At 70.9% G+C, this 20,840-nt stretch carries 18 protein-coding genes; 9 read left to right on the top strand and 9 right to left on the bottom strand.

All coding sequences use genetic code 11. The annotated features are described in order from the left end of the window. Positions 1–2 precede the first annotated feature (2 nt). The 5 genes from ACVTJA_RS50605 to ACVTJA_RS50585 all read right to left on the bottom strand — a co-directional run bounded on the left by ACVTJA_RS50605 (position 3) and on the right by ACVTJA_RS50585 (position 5,942). The gene (locus ACVTJA_RS50605; RefSeq protein WP_465831882.1) at positions 3–635 is read right to left on the bottom strand and encodes a hypothetical protein; all 633 of its coding nucleotides are present in this window, start codon (positions 633–635) and stop codon (positions 3–5) included. Further along, positions 622–2,322 (bottom strand): hypothetical protein, encoded by a 1,701-nt coding sequence (locus tag ACVTJA_RS50600; protein ID WP_465831880.1) that lies wholly within the window; start codon positions 2,320–2,322, stop codon positions 622–624. Before ACVTJA_RS50600 ends, ACVTJA_RS50605 begins: the two co-directional genes overlap by 14 nt. After that, positions 2,319–3,206 (bottom strand): hypothetical protein, encoded by an 888-nt coding sequence (locus tag ACVTJA_RS50595; protein ID WP_465831878.1) that lies wholly within the window; start codon positions 3,204–3,206, stop codon positions 2,319–2,321. The genes ACVTJA_RS50600 and ACVTJA_RS50595 overlap by 4 nt, the downstream gene beginning before the upstream one ends. After that, positions 3,203–4,735 (bottom strand): AAA family ATPase, encoded by a 1,533-nt coding sequence (locus tag ACVTJA_RS50590; RefSeq protein WP_465831876.1) that lies wholly within the window; start codon positions 4,733–4,735, stop codon positions 3,203–3,205. The genes ACVTJA_RS50595 and ACVTJA_RS50590 overlap by 4 nt, the downstream gene beginning before the upstream one ends. A gap of 100 nt (positions 4,736–4,835) precedes the next feature. Next, positions 4,836–5,942 carry a Kelch repeat-containing protein gene (locus ACVTJA_RS50585; RefSeq protein ID WP_465831874.1) on the bottom strand — a complete coding sequence of 369 codons (1,107 nt, stop codon included), beginning with the start codon at positions 5,940–5,942 and terminating at the stop codon, positions 4,836–4,838. 614 nt (positions 5,943–6,556) lie between these two features. On the opposite strand from ACVTJA_RS50585, the gene ACVTJA_RS50580 reads away from it, so the two are divergent. Together ACVTJA_RS50580 and ACVTJA_RS50575 are read left to right on the top strand one after the other, a co-directional pair. Then, positions 6,557–7,459 (top strand): LysR family transcriptional regulator, encoded by a 903-nt coding sequence (locus ACVTJA_RS50580; protein WP_465831872.1) that lies wholly within the window; start codon positions 6,557–6,559, stop codon positions 7,457–7,459. A 120-nt stretch (positions 7,460–7,579) separates the two neighbouring features. After that, positions 7,580–8,041: a DoxX family protein gene (locus tag ACVTJA_RS50575; RefSeq protein WP_465831870.1), complete on the top strand. Its 462-nt coding sequence runs from the start codon at positions 7,580–7,582 to the stop codon at positions 8,039–8,041. Positions 8,042–8,056: 15 nt separating this feature from the next. On the opposite strand, the gene ACVTJA_RS50570 is transcribed toward ACVTJA_RS50575, so the two are convergent. Further along, entirely contained in the window at positions 8,057–8,635 is a 579-nt protein-coding gene (locus ACVTJA_RS50570) for a TetR/AcrR family transcriptional regulator (protein ID WP_465831869.1), read from the bottom strand. A 150-nt stretch (positions 8,636–8,785) separates the two neighbouring features. Between ACVTJA_RS50570 and ACVTJA_RS50565 the strand changes: the two genes are divergently transcribed. The 3 genes from ACVTJA_RS50565 to ACVTJA_RS50555 all read left to right on the top strand — a co-directional run bounded on the left by ACVTJA_RS50565 (position 8,786) and on the right by ACVTJA_RS50555 (position 12,505). Next, positions 8,786–9,679, top strand: coding sequence for an NmrA/HSCARG family protein (locus tag ACVTJA_RS50565; protein ID WP_465831868.1), 894 nt, complete (start codon positions 8,786–8,788; stop codon positions 9,677–9,679). Positions 9,680–9,857: 178 nt separating this feature from the next. Then, a complete protein-coding gene (locus ACVTJA_RS50560; protein WP_465831866.1) occupies positions 9,858–10,493 on the top strand; it encodes a hypothetical protein in 636 nt (211 codons plus the stop codon). Between the two features lie 359 nt (positions 10,494–10,852). Further along, the gene (locus ACVTJA_RS50555; protein WP_465831864.1) at positions 10,853–12,505 is read left to right on the top strand and encodes an NHL repeat-containing protein; all 1,653 of its coding nucleotides are present in this window, start codon (positions 10,853–10,855) and stop codon (positions 12,503–12,505) included. Between the two features lie 20 nt (positions 12,506–12,525). Here the strand turns inward: ACVTJA_RS50555 and ACVTJA_RS50550 are convergent, their stop codons facing one another. Next, positions 12,526–13,866 carry a nicotinate phosphoribosyltransferase gene (locus tag ACVTJA_RS50550; protein ID WP_465831862.1) on the bottom strand — a complete coding sequence of 447 codons (1,341 nt, stop codon included), beginning with the start codon at positions 13,864–13,866 and terminating at the stop codon, positions 12,526–12,528. Between the two features lie 75 nt (positions 13,867–13,941). Continuing rightward, positions 13,942–14,391, bottom strand: coding sequence for a thioredoxin family protein (locus ACVTJA_RS50545; protein WP_465831860.1), 450 nt, complete (start codon positions 14,389–14,391; stop codon positions 13,942–13,944). A gap of 254 nt (positions 14,392–14,645) precedes the next feature. On the opposite strand from ACVTJA_RS50545, the gene ACVTJA_RS50540 reads away from it, so the two are divergent. The 4 genes from ACVTJA_RS50540 to ACVTJA_RS50525 all read left to right on the top strand — a co-directional run bounded on the left by ACVTJA_RS50540 (position 14,646) and on the right by ACVTJA_RS50525 (position 20,142). Beyond that, positions 14,646–15,674, top strand: a complete 1,029-nt coding sequence (locus ACVTJA_RS50540; RefSeq protein ID WP_465831859.1) for a 2-hydroxyacid dehydrogenase — start codon at positions 14,646–14,648, stop codon at positions 15,672–15,674. 68 nt (positions 15,675–15,742) lie between these two features. Next, positions 15,743–17,044, top strand: a complete 1,302-nt coding sequence (locus tag ACVTJA_RS50535) for a universal stress protein (RefSeq protein WP_465831857.1) — start codon at positions 15,743–15,745, stop codon at positions 17,042–17,044. Positions 17,045–17,166: 122 nt separating this feature from the next. Beyond that, positions 17,167–18,654 carry a TIGR02996 domain-containing protein gene (locus ACVTJA_RS50530; RefSeq protein WP_465831856.1) on the top strand — a complete coding sequence of 496 codons (1,488 nt, stop codon included), beginning with the start codon at positions 17,167–17,169 and terminating at the stop codon, positions 18,652–18,654. Positions 18,655–18,663: 9 nt separating this feature from the next. After that, positions 18,664–20,142 carry a TIGR02996 domain-containing protein gene (locus tag ACVTJA_RS50525; RefSeq protein WP_465831854.1) on the top strand — a complete coding sequence of 493 codons (1,479 nt, stop codon included), beginning with the start codon at positions 18,664–18,666 and terminating at the stop codon, positions 20,140–20,142. A 4-nt stretch (positions 20,143–20,146) separates the two neighbouring features. On the opposite strand, the gene ACVTJA_RS50520 is transcribed toward ACVTJA_RS50525, so the two are convergent. Further along, on the bottom strand, positions 20,147–20,815 hold the full coding sequence (locus ACVTJA_RS50520; protein ID WP_465831852.1) for a metallophosphoesterase: 669 nt from the start codon (positions 20,813–20,815) through the stop codon (positions 20,147–20,149). Positions 20,816–20,840 lie beyond the last annotated feature (25 nt).

Here is a 20,840-nt window from a genome sequence, read left to right as displayed (position 1 = left end):
GGCTACCACTTCCCCCGATTGGCCTTGGCGTCCTGCGCCTCGCGCAGCTTCTTCAGCCGCTCCTGCCGAGCCTCCGCCGCCTGCTTCGCCCGCTCCGCCTCCTCCAGCAGCTTTCCGTAGTCCAGCCGCGCCAGCTTCTGCGCGCTCTCCTCATCCGTCTCGCCCTCGAAGCGCGCGCCCAGCGCACGGACCCACCGCCGCGCCAGTTCCTCTGTCCGCAGCGGGCTGTGGCTGAGCAGCTCGATGGTCAGCAGCTTCGTCTCCGCCGCGAAGCGCGCGAAGCCCTCGCGCACCTGCTTCTCCACGCCGTGCATTCGCGCCAGTGCCGCCACCGCCGTGCCCACCGCGCGCTCCTCCAGCGCTCCCGTCACCAGCGCCAGCCGCCGCCAGCCCTCCGCGTCCAGCGGCTCGCAGGCCGCGAGGAACGTCTGCGGAGGCAGCGGCTCCAGCCCGAAATCTCTCTGGAAGTCCGCGAGCCTCGCGCACATCAACGCCGGCTCCACCTCCTTGCGCTCCAGCGCGGGACGGCGGCGCGCCAGGGCCTGGCACAGTGGAACCAACTCCAGCCGGGGCGGCTCCCCGGGAGGCGCGGGCGGGCCGCTCTTGCGGCCGAACAGGCGCTCAAAGCGCGACATGGCGTTCCTCCTGGAAGAGGGCGTGGGCCAGCGCGGCCGCCACCTTCGGGAAGTGCTCCAACTGCATCACCTCGGCCACGCGGGCCCCCTGCTTGCGGTAGCGCGACACGCGCTCGGGGTGCGGATGGTGCAGCAGCAACACCAGCGGCGCGGAGGCCTCCGCCGCCTCGGCGAAGATGCGCGCGTGGCTCGGCTCCGCGTCGTGGTTGGCGTCGAAGTCCCGGTCCGTGATGATGACGCGGGTGGGCTGCCGGCCGCGCTGCTCACGCAGGGACTCCGCCAGCCGCGGGAAGGGGAAGCGCGTCCCGCCGCCGATGTAGTGCATCAGGAAGCGCGACATCTCCAGCTCCGAGCGGCACCAGTTCCAGTACGCCACGAAGTCCGTCGAGTAGATCAGCGCCCGTACCCAGCCGCCCGCGCGCACCGCACCCATGCAGAGAATCTGCGCGGCCAGCGTCATCGCGTTGAGTGTGGTGCGCGGGTCCGGCATGGAGCCCGACACGTCGAGATAGATTTCCACGCGCGGCTGCCACAGCGGCACGTCCAGGCCCTCGTAGTCCGCGATGCGCTCGCGCTTGAGCGGCATCACCGCGCCCAGCCTGTCTCCGCGCAGCGCCAGCGTGGCCAGCCAGTCCACGCTGGGCAGCGCGTCTCCCAGCTCCCACTCCTCCAGCGTGGTGGGCACCACCGCCTCGCCCAGGTGCATCCGGTCCGGAGGGCGCAGCAGGTGGCGCTCGGCCTCCTGTCGGTAGTACGCGGCCATGACCTCGGGCACGACCTCCGCGTTCGCCGTCCCCTGGCCCGGCAGCGAGGCGATGCGCCGCTCGCGGCACTTGTCTCCGATGAGCCGCTCCGCGTTCTCCTTGTCCAACCACCCCTCCGCGAGCGCGCGGCGCACGGCCTCCTTCTCTCGCGCGCCCGGGGTGAGTGCCTCCGCCCAGTCCTCCGGGCGCGGCTCGTCCTTGCAGCAGGCCTGCGGGTCCGTGCTCTTCGGAAGGTCCCCCTTCACCGGTTGCACGTAGCGCATGCAGACGGAGAGGAAGTAGAGGAACTGCGTGTACACGTTGGGGCCCAGGTGGAAGAGGTTCTGGGCCATCAACTGCGCGTCCACGCGCGCGTCGGGGAACTGCTTCGCGAAGGCCGCGGCCTCCGGCCCCATCAGGTGCCCCGGCTCCAACTGCCAGCGCTCCTCGTAGACGGAGAGGTAGAAGAAGAAGGCCGGGTCCTGCTTCCAGCGGTAGTCCTTCTGGAAGGCGCGGTAGATGTCGATGAGCTGCGCGCGCAGCCGCTCGTCCGCGCCGAGCTGCTCGTTGATGAGCAGGTCGCAGAAGACGTTGATGAGCGAGTAGTCCTCCAGCGGCAGCAGCGTCTTCTCCAGCATGCGCAGGCGCGCGGAGACGCTCAGGCTGCCGGGGTAGCGCACGTGGTGCCCCACCTCGTGCGCGAGCAGCGCCTCCAGGCTCCCCAGCAGCTTCTTCTCGCGCAGCTCCCGGGCGTTGAACCAGACCTGCCGGTTGAGGAAGCTGATGTGCGCCAGCTCGCAGCCCTCCTTCGCGGCGCGAGGCTCACCCAGCAGCAGGAAGTGGGACCAGTGGGCCTGTGCGCGCGGCCAGCTCGCGTCCACCTGCTCTTGCAGCTCCGGCTCCAGCAGCTCGGGCACGGGCTCCCTGTGCGCGGTGCGCGTCATGGCGTGTCCAGCACCCACAGCCGCTGCGAGTCCACCGCGCTGGCCACCACGTAGCCGCTCGTCGCGACCAACGTCTGGTGCGGCGTGTTCAGCAGGGGCAGCAGGGCCTCGCGCCCGTTCACCCGCACCGCGCCCGGCCGCACCTCCATCGGGGGCGGCGAATCCTCGTGCCGGGTGCCGAGGCAGGGCATCATCCCGAGGAAGCGCGCCTTGCCCTCCGGCGCGAGGAAGACCCCCAGCCTCCCGTGCTCCGCCCGGCGGTCGTGCACGCAGAGGACGGCCGGGGCCGCGAGGTGCATGTCCCCAGGGAGGAAATCGTCCGCCAGCCCACGCGTGTCGAGCATCGCCAGCGTGAAGGGCCCGGAGAAGGTGGAGGCCCGTGGGCGCGCCAACGCCGGCGCCAGCGTCGTCGCGAGGAATGCGTCCAGTGTCTCCAGCGAGGGGGCTCTCACCTCCGCCGCCGCAGCCGAGGCGACGTAGCGGTTCATCCACACGGGCTGCTCGGCCAGGCCCTCGCACAGGTTCCACGTGCGCGCGAGCAGGGCCACTGCCTTGTCCGCGGGATACACGGGCAGTTGCGCGGGCGCGAGGTGGAGCAGGCAGCGCCCCATCAGCGTCACCGACTCTGGAGGGCTTCCCACGCGGGTGAGGATGTAGCTCGCGCTGGCGCGGTCCACGTGTCCCTGGCCCACGGCCTCGACGGCGAGCTTCAGCCACGCGCTCGCCACCAGCTCCCGGCGTGGCTCGGCCTGCAGCGCCTTCCACAGCACCGTGCCCGCCTTCTCGACGAGCATGTCGAAGAGCTCCGCGTCCCAGTGGGAGTGCCGGCGCGGGCCCTCGGCGGCCCACTCGCGCACGCGTGCCTTCCAGGCTGCGTCGCTCATAGGCCCTCCACCTTGCCCCGGCGCTCCAGGCCGCGCAGGTAGGCGCTGTAGCGGCCGTGCAGGTTCTTCAAGAGGACGAGGTCCTCGTGCACGGGGCCGTTGAGCTCCTGCTTCTGGAGCACCTTCTCCATCACCTGCTGGATGTCCGCCAGCCGCCGGCGCACCTCGCCCGCGTCGAGCCCGGCGGTGCCCGCCTCGGCCTGGGCCTTCAGTCGCGCCACCGGCTCGCGCACCTTCGCGTAGGCGGCCTGCTGCACCACCGCCGCATCGAAGAGCTGCCGCACCCAGCCGACGCGGTCCAGCAGGTGCACCGCGTTCTCCGGCTTCTGGAAGAAGGCGCTCTGTGGGTTGGGCTTGAGCTTCTCGTGCAGCGCCCAGGGGAGCACCTGGCGCAGGTCCTCCACCGACACCGCCGTCTCGCCGCGGAAGTACGCCAGCGCCTTGGAGAAGAGGAGCACCGCTTGATACGCGCGGGCGGAGACGCCGTTCTCCGTCTGGGTGCAGAGGTTGACGCTCTTGTCGAGCGGGCAGTCTTCCGTGCACACGTGCGCCACGCGCTTGCCCGCGAGGTGCAGCGTGTCCTTCATCATGTACTCGAGCTGTCCGGACGCGCGCTGGCAGAACTCGAGCTGTCCGGCGAAGTAGCCCAACAGCTCCAGCGCCTCGGGTGGCACGGGCACGGCGCGCACCTCGCGCTCCAGCTCATCCAGCTCCTCCGGCGTGAAGACGATGTCCGCGGGGACGAACTGGCCCGGCACCGAGCCCTCGGCCACGCGCTTCGCGAGCGTCTCCAGGTGGTGCGAGTGGAAGGGCATGCTGCGCACCACGAGGTCGATGCGGTCCTTCAGCGCCTCGATGACAGGGAAGGTGCCGCCGCCCTGGTCGTCGTTGGCGGTGAGGAACCACGCGGAGCGGCCGCACTCCACCACCTGCTCGAACATCTCCGCGTAGCCCTCCGCCATGAGGGACAGGAGCGCGGACTGTGTCTTGGTGGGGATGCGGTTGTACTCGTCCACAATCTTCACGCGCTGGGTGAGCCAGCGGCGCCAGGCGACGCGGATGTGGCTGGCGTCCTCGGCGCGGATGAGCTCGCTGGGCAGCGGGCTGCCGAGCAGGTCCGTCAGTGTGAGCTGCGGATGGCCGTGCTGCACGCCGCGGCGGACCTCGTCCGGGGCGCCTCCGGCGATGAGGGCCACCAGCGTGGCCATGGTCGTCTTGCCGCGCCCGGGCGCGCCGACGAAGAGCAGGCGCTGCGAGGTGGCGAGGTTGAGCAGCGGCAGGAGCACGTAGGCGGAGAAGCCCACGGGCCCGAGCTCCACGCGCATGCCCGCGCCGTTGAGGACGACGGGGTCGCCGAACTGCACGTCATGGTACGGGCTGACGAGCGCCTGGGTGGCAATCCACGTGTACGCGCGCCGGAGCTTGGCGGCGAGGGCGGAGACGGTGCGGGGCGTGAGCCGGAGCTCCAGGTCCGGGCCGGCGGAGGCACGGCCGTGGAGCCACGAGGCGACGAGCTGGGAGGAATCCATGGAGACGCGCGCGAGTAGAGCACGCGTCCTATAGGTGGAACCAGATGGGGGCCCCGCGCACCAGGTGTACGGGGGCGCGGGGCGGAGCGTCAGTGGTGGTTCACGGCTCGGTGAAGATTTCGGCGGAGGAGTACCACTCGGGCTCCTCCTGGCTGGTGCCGCCGACGACGAGGACGCCGCCCGAGGGCAGCAGCGTCGCCGTGTGGCCCGTGGTGGCCGCGTCCGAGCCCACGACGTACAGGGACCAGGAGTCCGGGTCGAACAGCTCCGCGCTGCCGCCAATCTGGTTGCGCGTGCCGCGCGCCACGAGCACCCGGCCCGAGGGCAGCAGCGTCAGCGTGTGGCCCCGCCGACGCGTCTCGTTGGCGTAGGAGACGTACTCCCAATAGTCGTCCTCGGGGAAGTACAGCCACGCGCCGCTGTCGTACCGGAGGTTCTCCTGTCCCGTGGCCAGTACCACGCCCGAGTCCAGCCGCACCGCTGCGTGGCCGTAGAAGGCCGGCGGGTTCGACACGCGCGTCCACGTGCCCGTGGTGGGGGTGTAGACCTCGGCCGCCGCGGTGACGCCGTCATCGTTGATGGCCAGCACGCGCCCGTCCTCGAGGAGCGTGGCGGTGACAGTGCCCGCCGCGACAGACAGCGAGCCCGTGGCCGTCCAATGGCCAGTGGAAGGGTTGTAGAGCTCCGCGCTGCGTAGCGCGCTGTTGTACGCGGTGGTGCCGAAGCCGCCGACGACGAGCACCTGACCGTTGCCGAGCAGCACCGCCTTGTGGCCCCGGCGCGCCGTCACCAGGGAGCCGGTGGCGGTGAAGGTGTGGGTGGTGGGGTCGTAGAGCTCGGCGCTGGCGTGGACGGTGGTGCTGGTGCCTCCGCCCGCGATGAGCACGAGGCCCGATGGCAGACGCGTGGCGGTGTGGCTCGCGCGGGCCACGCTCAGGCTGGCGGTAGGAGACCACGTGTTGGTGGCGGGGTTGTACGTCTCGGTGGTGGCCGTCGCGCCGCCGGAGCTGTTGCCGCCGGTGACGAGCACCGTGCCCGCGGGGAGCAGCGTGGCGGTGTGGTGGTAGCGATAGCGGCTCATCGACGCCGCCTGCGTCCATGGTGTGACGAGGCCTGCCTGCACATCCTGCGAGGGGGCGGCCGCGACCGCCAGGGTGCTCCACAACCCAACCAGGAGCCACGTCTTCGATGCGGAGACTCGTGTCATACGGTCCTCGTGGTGCGGGGGGAACGGCTCGCGCATTGTGAAGGGAAGGACCGACGGAGCGCGCGGGCTCCACGTCAACACCGTGTCACGGTGTGGGTGTGATGTTGGGTATTTGCAGTTTTGTTGCGTTTGTGCCGCCGCGAGTGGATGGGACGCAAGGGTTGCGGCCTCGGGCGCGCGAAAACGCAGCGGTTGCGCGCGGCGGAGGCGTCTCCCTGGGGAAGTGGGTCGGTACGGGCTTTGCTCTATGAGACAGCGTGCGAGCCCAAGCCCCCGGCAGTGCCGACTCGCCGCATCGCCGCGAAGTGTGCCCGCGATGCGGACGAGGAGGAGCGGGGACGACAGGCTCGCCCCGGGACGCCCCTTCCTCACCCGCCACGCGCGGATGCGCATCGTGTCGGGCGGGGTGCCCCGGGTAATTCTTCCCCATCCGGGGACAGGCCCCACGGAGGGAGCGTGCGCGCTGAGTTCTCCTCACCCGGCGCTCACACCCAAGTCACGCCGAAGCTCGGGGGAGCCTGAGCGTGGGCGTGGGGCCCTGCCCCGGAGCGGGAACGGTGGCGCGAGCACCGAGCTTCTCCTCGGCCTCGCGCCGCCGTGGCAGTCTGCTCCGGGTGAGCGAACCCCTCTTCGATGACCTGCTCGGCCTCGCGTGCTTCGCGCGCGTGGTGGAGCTGCGCTCATTCACGCAGGCCGCCACGGCGCTCGGCGTGTCCAAGTCCGTGGTCAGCTCGCGCGTGGCCCGGCTGGAGTCTCGCGTAGGTGAGCGTTTGCTCATCCGCACCACGCGCAAGCTCACCGTCACCGACGCCGGCATGGGCGTGTATGCGCACTGCGCGCGGATGCTCCAGGAAGCCGGAGCCGCCACACGCGGCGCGTCCGACGCGGGCCGGGGCACGCTGCGGCTCAACGTGCCCGTCAGCTTCGCGCAGATGTACCTCGCCGCGCCGCTGGCTCGCTTCCTCGCCGCGCATCCGGACACCACCGTGGAGGTCATACTGAGCGACAGGCTCGTGGACCTCGTCGAGGAACGCGTGGACGTGGCTCTACGCATCACGCGCCTGCGCGACTCCAGCCTCGTCGCTCGCAAGCTGGCCACCACGTCGCTGCACGTGTGCGCAGCTCCCGCGTACCTCAAACGCCGGGGCACTCCCGAGCGGCCCGAGGACCTCATCCACCACGACTGCCTGCGCTACACGCACCTGCGCACCGAGGACGAGTGGCGCTTCTATGGCCCCGAGGGCCGCATCCGCGTGCCGGTGTCCGGTCCGCTGTCCACGGGCAACGGTTCCATGCTCCGCGAGGCCGTGGCCGCGGGCATCGGGCTCGCCATGCTGCCGCGCTTCATGGTGGACGCGGACCTGCGCTCGGGACGGCTCGTCACCGTGCTCGACGACTTCGCGCCCCGGCCCCTGGGCATCTACGCCGTCCATGCGTCCGGCCGGACTCCCGCTCCGCGCCTGCGCGCCCTGCTCGACGTGCTCGCCGCCGAGTTCCGCTCCACGAAGTGGGGCTGATTGTTCTCCTGGCAGAACGATTCGTTCGCGAGCCTCGCCTTCCGGAGCGGAGGCGAGGACGGCATTCCATGGAGCGTCCGAGGGGAATCCTTCCTCTCTTCGCTGCAAGGAGTCGCCGTCATGAGCCGCATCGAGTCCTCCCTGTCCTCTCCCTTCGCCCGCGACGTGGGCGCCACCGTGCTCCGCGTCGCCCTGGGCGCGGTGTTCCTCGCGCACTCGGGCGCGAAGGCGTTCATCTTCACCTTCGCCGGCACCGCGCAGTTCTTCGAGGCGCACGGCTTCCCCGGGTGGACCGCGTGGCCCGTGTTCTTCGCGGAGTTGCTCGGCGGGCTCGCGCTGCTGGCCGGGTTCCGCACGCGTCTCGTGGCGCTCGCGCTGGTGCCGGTGATGATTGGCGCGCTGAAGCCTCACGTCGCGAACGGATGGATGTTCACCAACACCGGCGGTGGCTGGGAGTACGTCGCGTTCCTCGTCTTCGCGCTGGTGACGCAGGCGCTGATTGGCAGCGGAGCCTTCGCGCTGGATGGCGCTCGCGAGCGGCGCTCGGCTCCGGCGGCCCGCACGGCGAGCGCGGTGGGCTGAAGCGTCGCGACTTCCTCAGGCCAGGACCTTGTCGAAGGCGAGGCTCAGGTAGGCGTCCAGCGCCGCGCGGCTCTTGTCGACCCGGGCTCGCAGCACCGCGCCTTCCCACGCGTTGATGAGGAAGGTGGCCAGCGCGGCGGGCGGACTGCCCTGGGGAACCTCGCCCGCGGCCTGTGCCTGCTGAATCACCTGCTCCAGTTCGCGCGTCCACTCCGCGAAGGCCGTCGCGACGCGCGCTCGGAGCACCGTGCTGTGGTCCGACATCTCCGCGGCGAAGTTCCCGAGCAGACAGCCGCGCTCGTAGTTCCACTCCACGAGCGCCTCCACCTGCGACGTGAAACAGCGCCGCAGCCGCTCCAGCGGAGGGATGGATGCGTCCCGGAGAATCGCGAGCCGCGAGCTGGAGCCCTGCCAGTAGCGCTCGATGACCTCCGCGCCGAGCGCCTCCTTGCTCTCGAAGTGGTTGTAGAACGAGCCCTTCGGGACGCCGGCCGCCGAGGTGATGTCCTGCACGCCGCACCCGTTGAAGCCCCGCTGCAGCAGCGTCTTCATCCCAGCGACGACAATCTTCTCGCGGACACTCGGTCGGGCCATCGGCCCAATATGACCGGTCGTCTGGTGGCGTCAATGGAACGGTCCAAGTACCTGGGACTACAGCGGTTCTTGTCAATATGACCGGTCGTCTTGACTTGCCTCGGAGCGGCCGTCTACAGAGCGGCCGAGAGTCCAACGCGGAGGCGCGTCATGAGCCAGGCAGACAAGGTCGTTGTCGTGTTCGGAGCGACGGGAACGCAGGGCGGTGCGGCGGCGAAGCACCTCGCGGCGAGCGGATGGCGCGTGCGCGCACCGGTCCGCGATACGGGAAGCGCCGGGGCCCAGGGGCTCGCGCGCTCGGGCGTGGAGGTGGTGCCGGGAGACATGAATGACCGTGCATCGCTCGACCGGGTGATGCGCGGTGCTCACGGTGTCTTCAGCGTCCAGCCCAGTTCCGGGGAGGTGGGGCTCGGCGTCACGTTGGATGACGAGGTCCGCATGGGGAAGAACGTCGCGGACGCGGCGAAGGCGGCGGGCGTCAAGCACCTCGTCTACACGTCGGTGGGCGGCGCGGACCGGAACACGGGCATCGGCCACTTCGAGACCAAGTGGACCATCGAGAAGCACATCCGCTCCATCGGCGTGCCCGCCACGGTCATCCGGCCCACCGCGTTCATGGAAATCCTCACGTGGAAGGACTTCGGCATCCCCCAGGGCGTGCTCACCTTCTTCAGCGCACCGGAGAGCCGGCTCCAGTTCATCGCGGTGGATGACATCGGGAAGTTCGTCGCGCTCGCCTTCGGTGCGCCGGAGACGTACGTGGGCCAGTCCCTCGAGCTCGCGGGGGATGCGCTGACGGGTGTGCAGCTCGCGGCGGCCATCAGCCGTGCGACGAGTCGCTCCATTCCCTACGTGCGGATTCCCGGGGACGTGCTCCGTCAGAAGCCCACGCTGGAGCGCATCGCCCGGTTCACCGATGAGGACGGTGGAAAGGCAGACATCTCCGCGCTGCGCAAGCTGCATCCCGGGTTGATGACATTCGACACGTGGCTGGACCGGACGGGCCGGGCGCTGTTCGAGGCGTTGCTCCGCCAGCCGGTGTAGGGAGAAGAGCCCCTCGTCCGGGTTGCCGCCGTCTACCGATTCTGAGCGCCCCGCCATCCCGTCACGCCTCCGACACCGCGCACTCCGGATGACATTCAAACGAATGAACGGAGTTGCGGGGCGCGGCGGTTGCCCGGAGGATTCGGGGGGCGGGGCCGCCAGACAGGTAGGGACGCAGATGCGCAGGCTGACACTGTTGTTACTGAGTGCCATGTGGCTGGGCTGCAGCTCGAGCTCGAAGGACGACTCCACGCGGGATGCGGGGCGGGACGAGGACGCCTCCAGCCAGACGGAGTGCGCGGCCTCCGAGGAGCCCACCTGCTGCGTCAGCTGCACCGACATGCTGGTGAAGGCGGTGTGTACGGACGGGAGCTGGAGCTGTCCGGAGGGCGCGAGGGATGAGCGGCAGTGTCCCGTCGATTCCCGCGGGCGTGCCTGCTGGGGACCCGCCCACCCACAGGATACCTACACGTATCCGGGTTGCACCAACGAGGACTACAACTGCCCGCGCTTGAAGACGGTGTACTGCGCGATGGACAGCATCCGCGCGGAGCACTCTACCTGCAAGCAGGATTCGGATTGCGTGGCGGCCGCCGTCGATGGCCGCTGCACCGGTTACGGGGCGTGCCCTCCGGCCATGGTGAATGCCTCTGGCCGTGGCGACTTCGAGACAAAGGCCGCCGCGGAGCTGGCTCGCTACTGCACCGAGTCTCCCATCTGCCGCGAGAGCGGCGGGAGCTGCGCCTACCCCCATTTCGTACCTCGCTGCGTGCAGGGGCGCTGCGTGGCGGAGGGCACCACCGCCGCACCGTAGGCCTCGTGCCCTCATCTTGATGTGAATGTGATGCAACCGTGAGGAAGCGACAGGCGCCGCATGGGACATTGCTCCCGTGCTCGCGCACTTCCCGTGAGGGGCGGGAATCGGTATCGCGGGCACTGCTGCCTCACCCCGGTGCTCGCGCGTCGCGCCCCAGGACCTTGGAGTTGGGGCACGCTGGCCGCGTGCTCCGGACGTGAGCAGCAGTGCCCGCGTCTTCCGTCAGCTCGCGGCCTGTCTGCCCATCCCCCGGGCTCTCAAAGGCAGACTTCGGGTCCGTGCGCGCTCGACTCGTGGCATGGCTGGGGGCGGGTTGCTTGTCACGATGTCTGGGATTTGACTAGAAGTGCGGCCCCATGTTCCGCAAGCCTTTGTCCCTGCTGTTGCTCCTCGGCGCGTCCGTCCTCTTCGGCGGGTGCGGCGACTCCGAAGAAGAAGAACCCACGCCCGCGCCGGCCGCGCTCATCATCGACCGGACGACTGTTGACTACGGTGAGTTGGAGGTGGGGCAGGCCTCCGCCGAGCAGCTCTTCGTCGTGCGCAACGCCTCGCCGTCCGCGGTGGAGTCGGTGGAGGTGTCCATCGACGGCGTCGGCTTCGTCATCATGGCCAACACGTGCGAGCGCTACCTCGACGCGGGCATGGAGTGCGAGGTGCGGGTGAGGTTCGCCCCGCGCCTGGCGGGTATGTACGAGGCCCGTCTCAAAGTGGGAGGGGCGCCCTCCGTGGACCATGCGCTCCTCAAGGGCTCGGCCTTCACCTGGGTGGACGTGACGTCCATGCCCGAGGGCGTGAGTGTCGTGGCCGGCGACGACGCGTGGACGTGCGGCACGCCGTGCCGCAAGGCCGTGCGCCAGAGCGAAATCATCCTCCACACCACGCCCGAGGGGTATCCCGTCTGGGTGGGGCCGTGCGAGGCGACGTCCGACAACAACGGCTGCCTGCTGCGCATGGACGGTCCAAAGACGGTCGCCGTGCGCTCGCTCTCCGCGCCCTTTCTGTGGGAGGTGCGGCGGAACGTCGAGCCGACGGGCCTGGCCGTCGCCCCCAACGGTGACGTCCTCATCCTGGACTACTCGAGCCTGACGCGGCTGAGCGGCACGGGGCAGGTGCTGTGGACGCGCCCCGTCACGGGCTCGGGGAAGGTGGCCGTGGACGGTGAGGGCCGCATCTACATGATGGCCTACAACGGCCGCGTGAGCCGGCACGGCACGGACGGGCAGGAGGTGTGGGGCCACGACGCGGAGGGCTCGAACCCGGGCGGCCAGTTCTTCGCGGTGAGCGCCAGCGGGCACGTCTACGTGCTGGTCACCCTGAACAACCCCGATGGCGCGCGGCAGTTCAGGCTCACCGCGTTCACGGCCGATGGGGCGGAGCGCTGGAAGGTCCTCTTCGACGAGGGCCACTTGAACTACGCCTCGGGGCTGACGGTGGACGCGGCGGGCAATGTCTACGTGTCCGGCAGCGTGTTCAACCGGGGCCAGACGCCCGACTCGCCGGTCTTCGTGGCGAGCTACTTCCGGAAGTACAGCCCCGATGGCGTCCGGCTGTTGCAGACGGATGGCTCCTGGTCCGGCATCTCGGTCAGCCCCAGCACGGGCGAGGCGATTTCGTACATCTCCAGCGCCAGCGAGTCCCCGGGGAGCTTCTGGCTGTACCTGCTCGGCACGGATGGGAAGCTGCGGTGGGACGTGTCGTTCTCGGGCGGGCCGGGAATCGTCAATGCGCACGCCTTCTCGTCCACGGGCGCACTGCTGCTCGGCGGGCATCAGGCGCTGAACCTCGGCACCATCACGGGCCGGGGCTGGTTCTCGCTGATGAACCTGCAGACGCGGCAGCTGGGGCCCGTCACCTATGTCGACAACCCCGCGGGCTCGGGGATACGGGTCAGCGGCCTTGCCTTCACTCCCTCCGGGAATGTCGTGGCGACGGGAGGTTTCAACAACGGCTCCCTGCTCGGGCCCGGCTTCGTGCGCTTGTACAGCGCCCGCGTCCTCTCGGGGCAATGACGGTCGCCGCGGTGGCGCCCTCACGGCGCCGCCGACCAGGCCTCCACCAGCGCTTCGCGCGTCCGCTCCAGCGCCGTGCCCAGCCTCACCGGGTACGGCGGCCTCGCGGGCGCCAGCGCGCGCACCTCGGGCGGGAGGCGTGACACCTCCCGCCTCGCGCGGGCCCGCACGTCCGCCAGCGGCGGAGATGCACCGGGCAGCCGCTTCCCCGCGCGCATCACCGGCTTCAGCAGCGGATGGCCCGGCTCCACGTCCCCGCGCCGGGTGATGACGTCCGCGCGTGCCACGCCGTCCTCCGCCTGCCGGTACACCTGCTTCGCGCCCGGCAGGAGCACCTTGCCCTCGGACAGCTTCACGCGCTCCTTCCCCGCGTACTCCACCAGCTTGTAGGCCATGTCCAGCGAGGGCGCGTCCGCGGACACGCCCATCGCCGTGCCCACGCCGAAGGCGTCAATGGGCGCGCCGTGGGCCACCAGCCTCGCCACCGCGTCCTCGTCCAGCCCGCCGCTGCCGACGAGCCGCACGTGCCGCAGTCCCGCCTCGTCCAGCATGTCGCGCGCGGCCCGGGACAGCGCCAGCAGGTCTCCCGAGTCCAGCCGCAGCGCGCGCACGTGGAAGTCCTCGCCGAGCTCGCGCGCCAGGCGAATCACATGCTGCACCCCGTGCAGCGTGTCGTACGTGTCCACCAGCAGCGTCGCGTCCGGGTACACGCGCGTGAAGGCACGGAAGGCGTCCAGCTCGTCGTCGTGCGCCTGCACGTAGCTGTGCGCCATGGTGCCCGACACCGGGATGCCGTACCGCTTCCCCGCGAGCACGTTGGAGGTGGAGTCCACGCCCGCGACGTACGCGGCCCGCGCCACCTTGAGGCCCGCGTCCGTGCCGTGGATGCGCCGCAGGCCGAACTCCATCACCGGGCGCCCCGCCGCGGCCTCCACCACCCGCGCCGCCTTCGACGCCGCGAGCGTCTGGAGGTGCAGTTGATTGATGAGGAACGTCTCCACGAGCTGCGCCTCCGGCAGCGGCGCGCGCACCTCCAGCAGCGGCTCCTGCGCGAAGACGGGCGTGCCCTCCGGCACCGCGTCCACGTCCCCGCTGAAGCGGAAGCGCTCCAGCCAGCCGAGCAGCCGGTCCGAGAAGCGCCCCAGCGAGGCGAGCCAGTCCAGGTCCTCCGAGTTGAATCTCAGTTGCTCTAGAAATTCGAGTGCGTCTTCCAGTCCCGCGGTGAGCAGGTAGTTGCGGCGCGCGGGGAGGCGCCGGACGAAGAGGCTGAAGACGGCCTCGTCCCACAGCCCCTCGTCGAGGTACGCCTCCGCCATCGTCAACTGGTAGAGGTCTGTCAGCAGCGCGGCGCCGTCCTCCATGACGTGCCTCCTCGCACGCGGGCCCCGTGCCCGGGGCCGGGTCAGCTCCTGGGCCCCGCCATGGCAGGCCGGGGCTCACGCGGTGGCATTCGCACCTCCCTGGGCCAGGGACGTCATCACCCACCGCTCCAGCTCCGCGCGGGGCATGACGCCGCTGCGGCGCGCCACCTCGCGCCCGCCCGAGAACACCACGAAGGTGGGGATGCCCTGCACGCGCAGCGCGCTGGCCGCGTGCGGGTGCTCCTCCGTGTTCAGCTTCAACACCAGCAGCCGTCCCGCCTGCGCCCGGCCCATCGCGTCCAGGATGGGTGCGGCCGCGCGGCACGGCGCGCACCAGGGGGCCCACAAGTCGAGCAGCACCGGCACCGGAGCGCCGAGGACGGCGCGGTCCAGCCCCTCGCCATCCACCTCCTGCGGCGCGCCGGAGACATCCAGCGCGGAGTGACAGCGGCCACACTCGGGCGTGCCCGAGGGGCGGGGCTCGCGCACCCGGTTGAACGCTCCACAGGCCTTGCAGCGGAACATGGCTCCTCCCGTCGTGAGCTCTTCCACCAAGGTAGGCCCCGCCCCGCTCGCGCGCCCTGGAATGTGAAGCCGCAGGCCCGCTGGCGGGCCGGCCGTCGCTCGCCCGCCGCGCAGCTTTTGCCGCCCCCTCCCGGCGTGTGCAGCTTTCGCGCGGCCGGGGTGGGCCTTATAAGGCGAAAGGGCGTGGTGCGGGCGTTGCACTGACACTGGAGACACACGGCGGGCACGCAGTCCGGCCGGGCAGGGGAGCAGACATGCGGCTGGCCGTCTTCGACACCCACCGTTATGACCGTGATGCGCTGGAGCGCGCCAACGCGCACTTCGGCCATGCGCTCACCTTCCTCGAGCCGCGCCTGACGCTGCAGACGGCGAAGCTGGCGGATGGCTTTCCCGCGGTGTGCTCCTTCGTCAATGACAAGGTGGACGCGGCCACGCTGGCGGCGCTGCATGCGGGCGGAGTGCGGCTCGTGGCTGCGCGCTCGGCGGGCTACAACCACGTGGACCTGGAGGCGGCGCAGCGGCTGGGCATCCGCGTCACGCGCGTGCCGGAGTACTCGCCGCACGCGGTGGCCGAGCACGCGGTGGCGCTGGTGCTCTCGCTGGTGCGCCACATCCCCCGCGCCTTCTCGCGCGTGCGTGACTGGAACTTCTCCCTCGACGGGCTGGTGGGCTTCGACCTCGCGGGCAAGACGGTGGGCGTGGTGGGCACGGGCCGCATCGGCCGCGTGGCCGCGCGCATCTTCCGGGGCTTCGGCTGCAACGTGCTCTGCCATGACGTGGCGCCGGACGCCGCCTTCGAGCGTGAATCCGGCGTGCGCTTCGTTCCGCTGGAGGAGCTCTTCTCCACGTCGGACATCATCAGCCTGCACGTGCCGTTGACGCCGGGCACGCGGCACATGGTGGACGCGGCGGCGCTGACGCGGATGAAGAGGGGCGTCGTGCTCGTCAACACGGGCCGTGGCGCGCTCATCGACAGCCGGGCCCTGCTGGACGCGCTGAAGTCGGGCCACATCGGCGGCGCGGGGCTGGACGTGTACGAGGAGGAGGAGGGCATCTTCTTCCAGGACCTCTCCGGGCAGGTGCTCCAGGACGACGTGCTGGCGCGGCTGCTCACGTTTCCCAATGTCCTCGTCACCTCGCACCAGGCCTTCCTCACCCACGAGGCCCTGGCCAACATCGCCGAGACGACGCTGGCCAGCGTGCGGGCTTTCGAGCAGGGCGAGCCGCTGGTACACGAGGTGCGCGCCGAGCAGGTGCTCCGCGCGCCGACCGCCACGAAATGAGTGCTGGCACGGGAGGTGAGGATGTCCTCGCCTCGAACGGAGCCGATTGCTGAACCTGGAGACCCGATATGTCCATCGTCTGCGCCACGAACTTCTCTGATACCGCCCTGCGCGCGGCCACGCTGGCCGCGGAGCTCGCTCGCAAGTCGGGCTTGCCGCTGCGCCTGGTGCACGTGCTGAACCCCAACTCCGCGCGCGCCTTCGGGCGTTCGTTGACGGACGCCGCCGAGGCCGCGCTGGCGGACCAGGTGAAGCGCCTGGAGAAGCTGGGCGCGAAGGTGGACACGACGGTGCTCACCGGTGAGCCGGCGGAGTCGGTGGCGACCTTCGCGCGAGAGCAGGCGGCGTCGCTCGTGGTGACGGCCGCGCCGAGCCAGGAGGCGCCCTTCCTGAGCGTGGGCGGCACGGTGGACCGGCTGGCGCAGGCGCTGCCCATTCCGCTGCTGGTGGTGCGCGACGCGGCGCCGCTGGAGGCCTGGGCCCGGGGCGAGCGGCCGCTGAAGGTGCTGCTGGGCGTGGACCGCTCGCTGCCCTTCGAGGCGGCGCGCGAGTGGGTGAAGGGGCTGCGCCGCTTCGGTGCGCTGGAGGTGGTGGGCGGGCGCGTGTACTGGCCGGAGGAGGAGTACCCGCGCCTGGGGCTGCCGCTGCCACACCTGTTCGACGAGGTGACGCCGGAGCTGCGGCAGGCGCTGGAGCAGGAGACGGCCGCGCTGCTGGCGCCGCTGGCCCTGGATGGGCAGGCGCCGCGCGCCGTGGTGCACGCGGGCGTGGGGCGCATCGCGGACCACCTCGTGGAGGTGGCCGAGCGTGAGAGCGTGGACCTGCTGGTGGTGGGCACGCACCACCGGCGCGCGCTGGGCCGGCTGTGGAGCGTGTCGCACCACGCGGTGCGGCTGGCGCGCATGTCCGTGGCGTGTGTGCCGTCCACGATGGCGGCGGAGGCGGCCGTGGATGCGCCGCTGCCCGTCTTCCGCGAGGTGCTCGTGGCCACGGACTTCTCCGAGACGGGCAACCGCGCCGTGGCCCATGCCTGCGGGCTGGTGCCCGAGGGCGGCACGGTGCACCTCGTCCACGTCGCGGAGGGGAAGCTGTCGCCGGGGCAGGAGACCGAGCTGAAGCAGCAGCTCCTCGCGGCCGTGCCGAAGGCGGCGCACGCGAGCGGACGGCGCGTGCAGGTGGAGCTGCTGCCTCATGGCAGGGACGTGGTGACGTCGCTGGTGCAGGCCACGGAGCGGCATCGCGTGGACGCGATTGTCATGGGCACGCACGGGCGCTCGGGGTTGAAGCGCGCGGTGCTCGGCTCGGTGACGCAGGAGCTGTTGCTGCGCACGGACCGGCCCGTGCTGGTGGTGCGTCCGCCCCGGGGCTGAGGATGCGTGCGGTGGCAGGCGCCCCGTGCGGTGACGCGGGGGCCTGCTGCTGATGTCCCGGCTCCGGCGTGCGCGAATGCTCCGAGGGTGAGGTCGCTGCCCACGCGGTACACTGCCGCGCCGTGAGCGACACCCTGAGAGACCTCCTCGGCCGCGCGCTGGGGGCGTTCGAGTGTCATGCCGACGAGGTCGCCCTGGGGCACCTGCTGGAGGCCTGGCGTCACTCTCGCGACGCGCGCATCGCCTCGCTCGTGGAGCGACTGTCGGAGCGGCTCACCCGGGGGCTGTCGCCGCTGGACTGTGGCCCGGGCTCCGAGTCGATGAACTGGCGCCGGCCGATGGATTTGCCACGGCTGCTCGCCAGCCTGCGGGAGGGCGCGGACCGTGGCTACCCCGGCTCGCTGCGCCGGGCGCTCCGGGGCTTGCGTGAGTGGCCGGAGGACCCGCGCTTCACGCCCGTGCTGCTGGAGATTGTTCGCATGCCCATCGCCACGGACGTGGGTGTGCCCGACGTGCTCTGTGAGTTGCTCGCGCACGTGAGGGACCCGCGCGTGCTGGCGCCACTGCGTGAGCTGCACGCGAGCCTTCCTCCAGGCAACGACTTCGCTGCACGGCTCGACGCCGTCATCCAACGCATCCTTCCGAAGGTGGGCCCTCCGTTGGACGAGGAGACCACGCGCCTGTGTGAGGAATGGGAGACAGCTCTCTCCGCGCGCGAGGACTCGGAGGCCCGGAGCGGACCGGTGCGCGAAGCGCTGCTGGCGCGCGTGTACGCGGACCCGGATGACGTGTCCGCGCGACTGGTGCTGGCGGACCACCTGCTGGAGCAGGGTGACCCGCTGGGGGAATTCATCACGCAGCAGTGCGCTCCGCGGCCGGACGAGGCGCGCATCCAGGATTTGCTGAAGGAGCACCAGCTCCAATGGGAGGCGCCGCTGGGCGCGAGCGTGGTGCGGGGCTTCGTCCAGTTCGAGCGGGGCTTTCCCGTGGCCGTGCTGATGGACCACTCCCGAGGGGAGCCGCTTCCCGAGCCCGGACCCGGCTGGTCGACGGTGCGGGAGATTGGCTGGAGCATGGCGACGTATCCGGGCTCGGAGGTGGAGGCGTGGCTCACGCACCCGCACCTGCGGAATGTGATGTCGCTTCGGAGTCTTGACGCGGAGATGGCGCGGGGGCTCGGCTCACGCCCGCTGGGGCTGAGCCATCTGGATGTGTCGGGGCCCCTGGTGGAGAAGGCTCCGGACCTGTTCACCCGGTTGGATGGGTTGCCCCGGCTCACGCACGTGCTCGTGTACAACGCGGCCCCGGAGGACGTGCGCTTGTGCGCGACGTCGCGGCTGGCGTCCCGGCTGGTGCGCTTCGCGGCGCGCGGCACGGTGGCGTGGGAGCTCATCGTGATGGTGCGGAAGCAACTGCCCGTGCTGGCGAAGCTGTTCAGCGCGGAGGGCGTCCCGCCGCTCGCGCGCGCCATCCAGGGCGCATCGGGCTTCGGCATCCGTGCGCTCCACATCCACGTGGAGTGTCGACTGACGGCGTCGGACCGGAGACAACTCCAGGATGTGGCATCCCTGTACGAGGAGGTGGAGTGGAGCCGGGAGGGGGGCGGGTAGACTATCGGGGTGGTGCAGAACTCCCTCATCTTCCGCGGACGCGCGGCGCTCCTGGCCCTCCAGCGGCATGACGACGCGGCGGCTCTCGACCATCTGCTCGAGGCCTGGCGCCACTCGCGCTCCGAGCGCATCGCCTCGCTGGTGGAGCGGCTGTCGAAGCGGCTCACGGTGGGGTTCGGCCCCATCCACTTCGAGCAGCGCAGCTTCGCCCTGTCTCCTCCCAGGAGCGTCGAGCTGCCGCTGCTCCTCGATGGCATGCTGGAGGTGGCGGGGCGGGCAGGGCCCGAGACGATGCGCGGCAAGCTCGCGGCGCTCCTTCCCTGCCCGGCGGACCCGCGCTTCACCCCCGCGCTGCTGGCCATCGCCCGGTTGCCAGTGGCTCGCGTGCCGGAGGTGAGCCGGACGCTGTGCAATCTCCTCGTGGAGATGTGGGATCCGCGTGCCGTGCCGCTCCTGGGGGAGCTGCTCGCGGAGCTCGAGCCGCGCTCCCCCTTCGCCGAGATGCTGGCCCTGACTGTCGAAAGGATTGCGCCCCGGGCTCGGGCCATGCCGCCACTCCCGCCGGAAGTCGAAAGCCCATGTGAGGCGTTGGAGGCGGCGCTCGACCGCCACGAGGCCGCGGACGCGCTCAGGGCCACCGCCTACGAGGAACTGCTGGCGCGCGTGTATGCGGACCCGGAGGACGAGTCCGCGCGACTGGTGCTGGCGGACCACCTGTTGGAGCGGGGCCACCCGCTCGGTGAGTTCATCATGTTGCAGTGCTCGTCCCACGCGGACCCGCGGCGCATCGAGAAGTTGTTCGAGGCGAATGCCCCGCTGTGCTCCGGCGCTCTGGGACCGCACGTGCAACACGAGCTCACCCGCTTCGAGCGCGGCTTTCCCGCCGCCGTCCTGCTGCGGCCTGGCTTGCGGGAGACGCCGCTCGAACCCACGCAGCGCTGGCGGACGGTGCGGGAGGTGGACCTCTCCTGGAACGACTCCACCGCGTTGGCGGAGTGGCTCTCGCATCCGCACCTGCGCGGAGTGACGGTGCTGAAGGGTGCTTCACCCACCATGGTGAAGGCGCTGGTGGCACGAGAGCATGGAGTCCGGCACCTCGAGGTGGTGTTGTTGCGGGCCGGTGGGAAGGGACAATCGGAGCTGTTCGTCCACCTGAGCCGGCTGCCGAAGCTGGCACGCCTGTCCATCCATGGCGCGGCGGCGGTGAGCGTGCACCTGTGTGTGGCGTCGTCGCTGGCCTCCCGGCTGGAGTACTTCGAGGCGCATAGCGGAGTCTGGACGCTCGTGGCCACGCCTGCGGCGGACCTGCCCGTCCGGGCGCAGCTCCGGAACACGTACGGTGCGGGCGAGCTCGCTCAGGCGATTCGCCATGTGGTGGGCTTCGGGTCGCGGGCGCTCCACGTGCAGGTGGGCGACCACGCCACGCCCGATGACAGGCGACTGTTGGAGAAGGCGGCCTCCGGCTACGAGCGCGTGGAGTGGAGCTGAGTCCTCACGGTGACGCGTCCACGTCCACGTACGCGCGCTTCGCCACCACCGACACGAGGCGCCCCTCCGGCAGCAGGTACGCGGACAGCCGGCCGCCGTACACGCAGCCCGAGTCCAGGCCCAGTGCATACGGGTGCCGCTGAATCCCGCGCATGGCGTCGTGGCCGAAGATGACCAGCTCCGGCCCCTTCCAGCAGCTTCCCCACGGCTCTCCGCCGTCCACGCGCTTCGACGGCGTGCCGTCCGAGGCGATGCTGCGCAGGTTGAGCAGCTCGTCTTCCTTCTGCGCCTCCAGCGACACGCCGGGCACGAGCCCGCCGTGTACCGCAATCACATTCAGCTCCGGGAAGCGGCGGTAGAGCGGCTGCGACTTCAGCCATGCCCAGTCCTCGGACGTGAGCGTGTCCAATACCTGTTGGTGCTCGGGCTTGAGCTTCTTGCCCCTGGGCCCGAATCCCGCGTGCCAGCGCAGCACGTGCGCGTCGTGGTTGCCCCGCACCGCGAGGAAGCCGCGCTCGCGCGCCCGGCGCACCACGCCCGCCGAGTCCGGGCCCTTCGCCACGAGGTCTCCCACCAGCACCACGCGGTCGCCCGGCCGCCAGCCGCACTCGGCCAGCAGCGCGTCCAGTTCCTCGGCGCAGCCGTGCACGTCCCCGATGAAGAGCGTTCGCATCCCGCTCCTCCTTTAATGCGCTTTG

The sequence above is a fragment of the Pyxidicoccus sp. M6 genome, from assembly GCF_055568925.1.
Note: the sequence above shows the minus strand (reverse complement) of the source record. Positions and strands in the feature narration are given on the sequence as shown.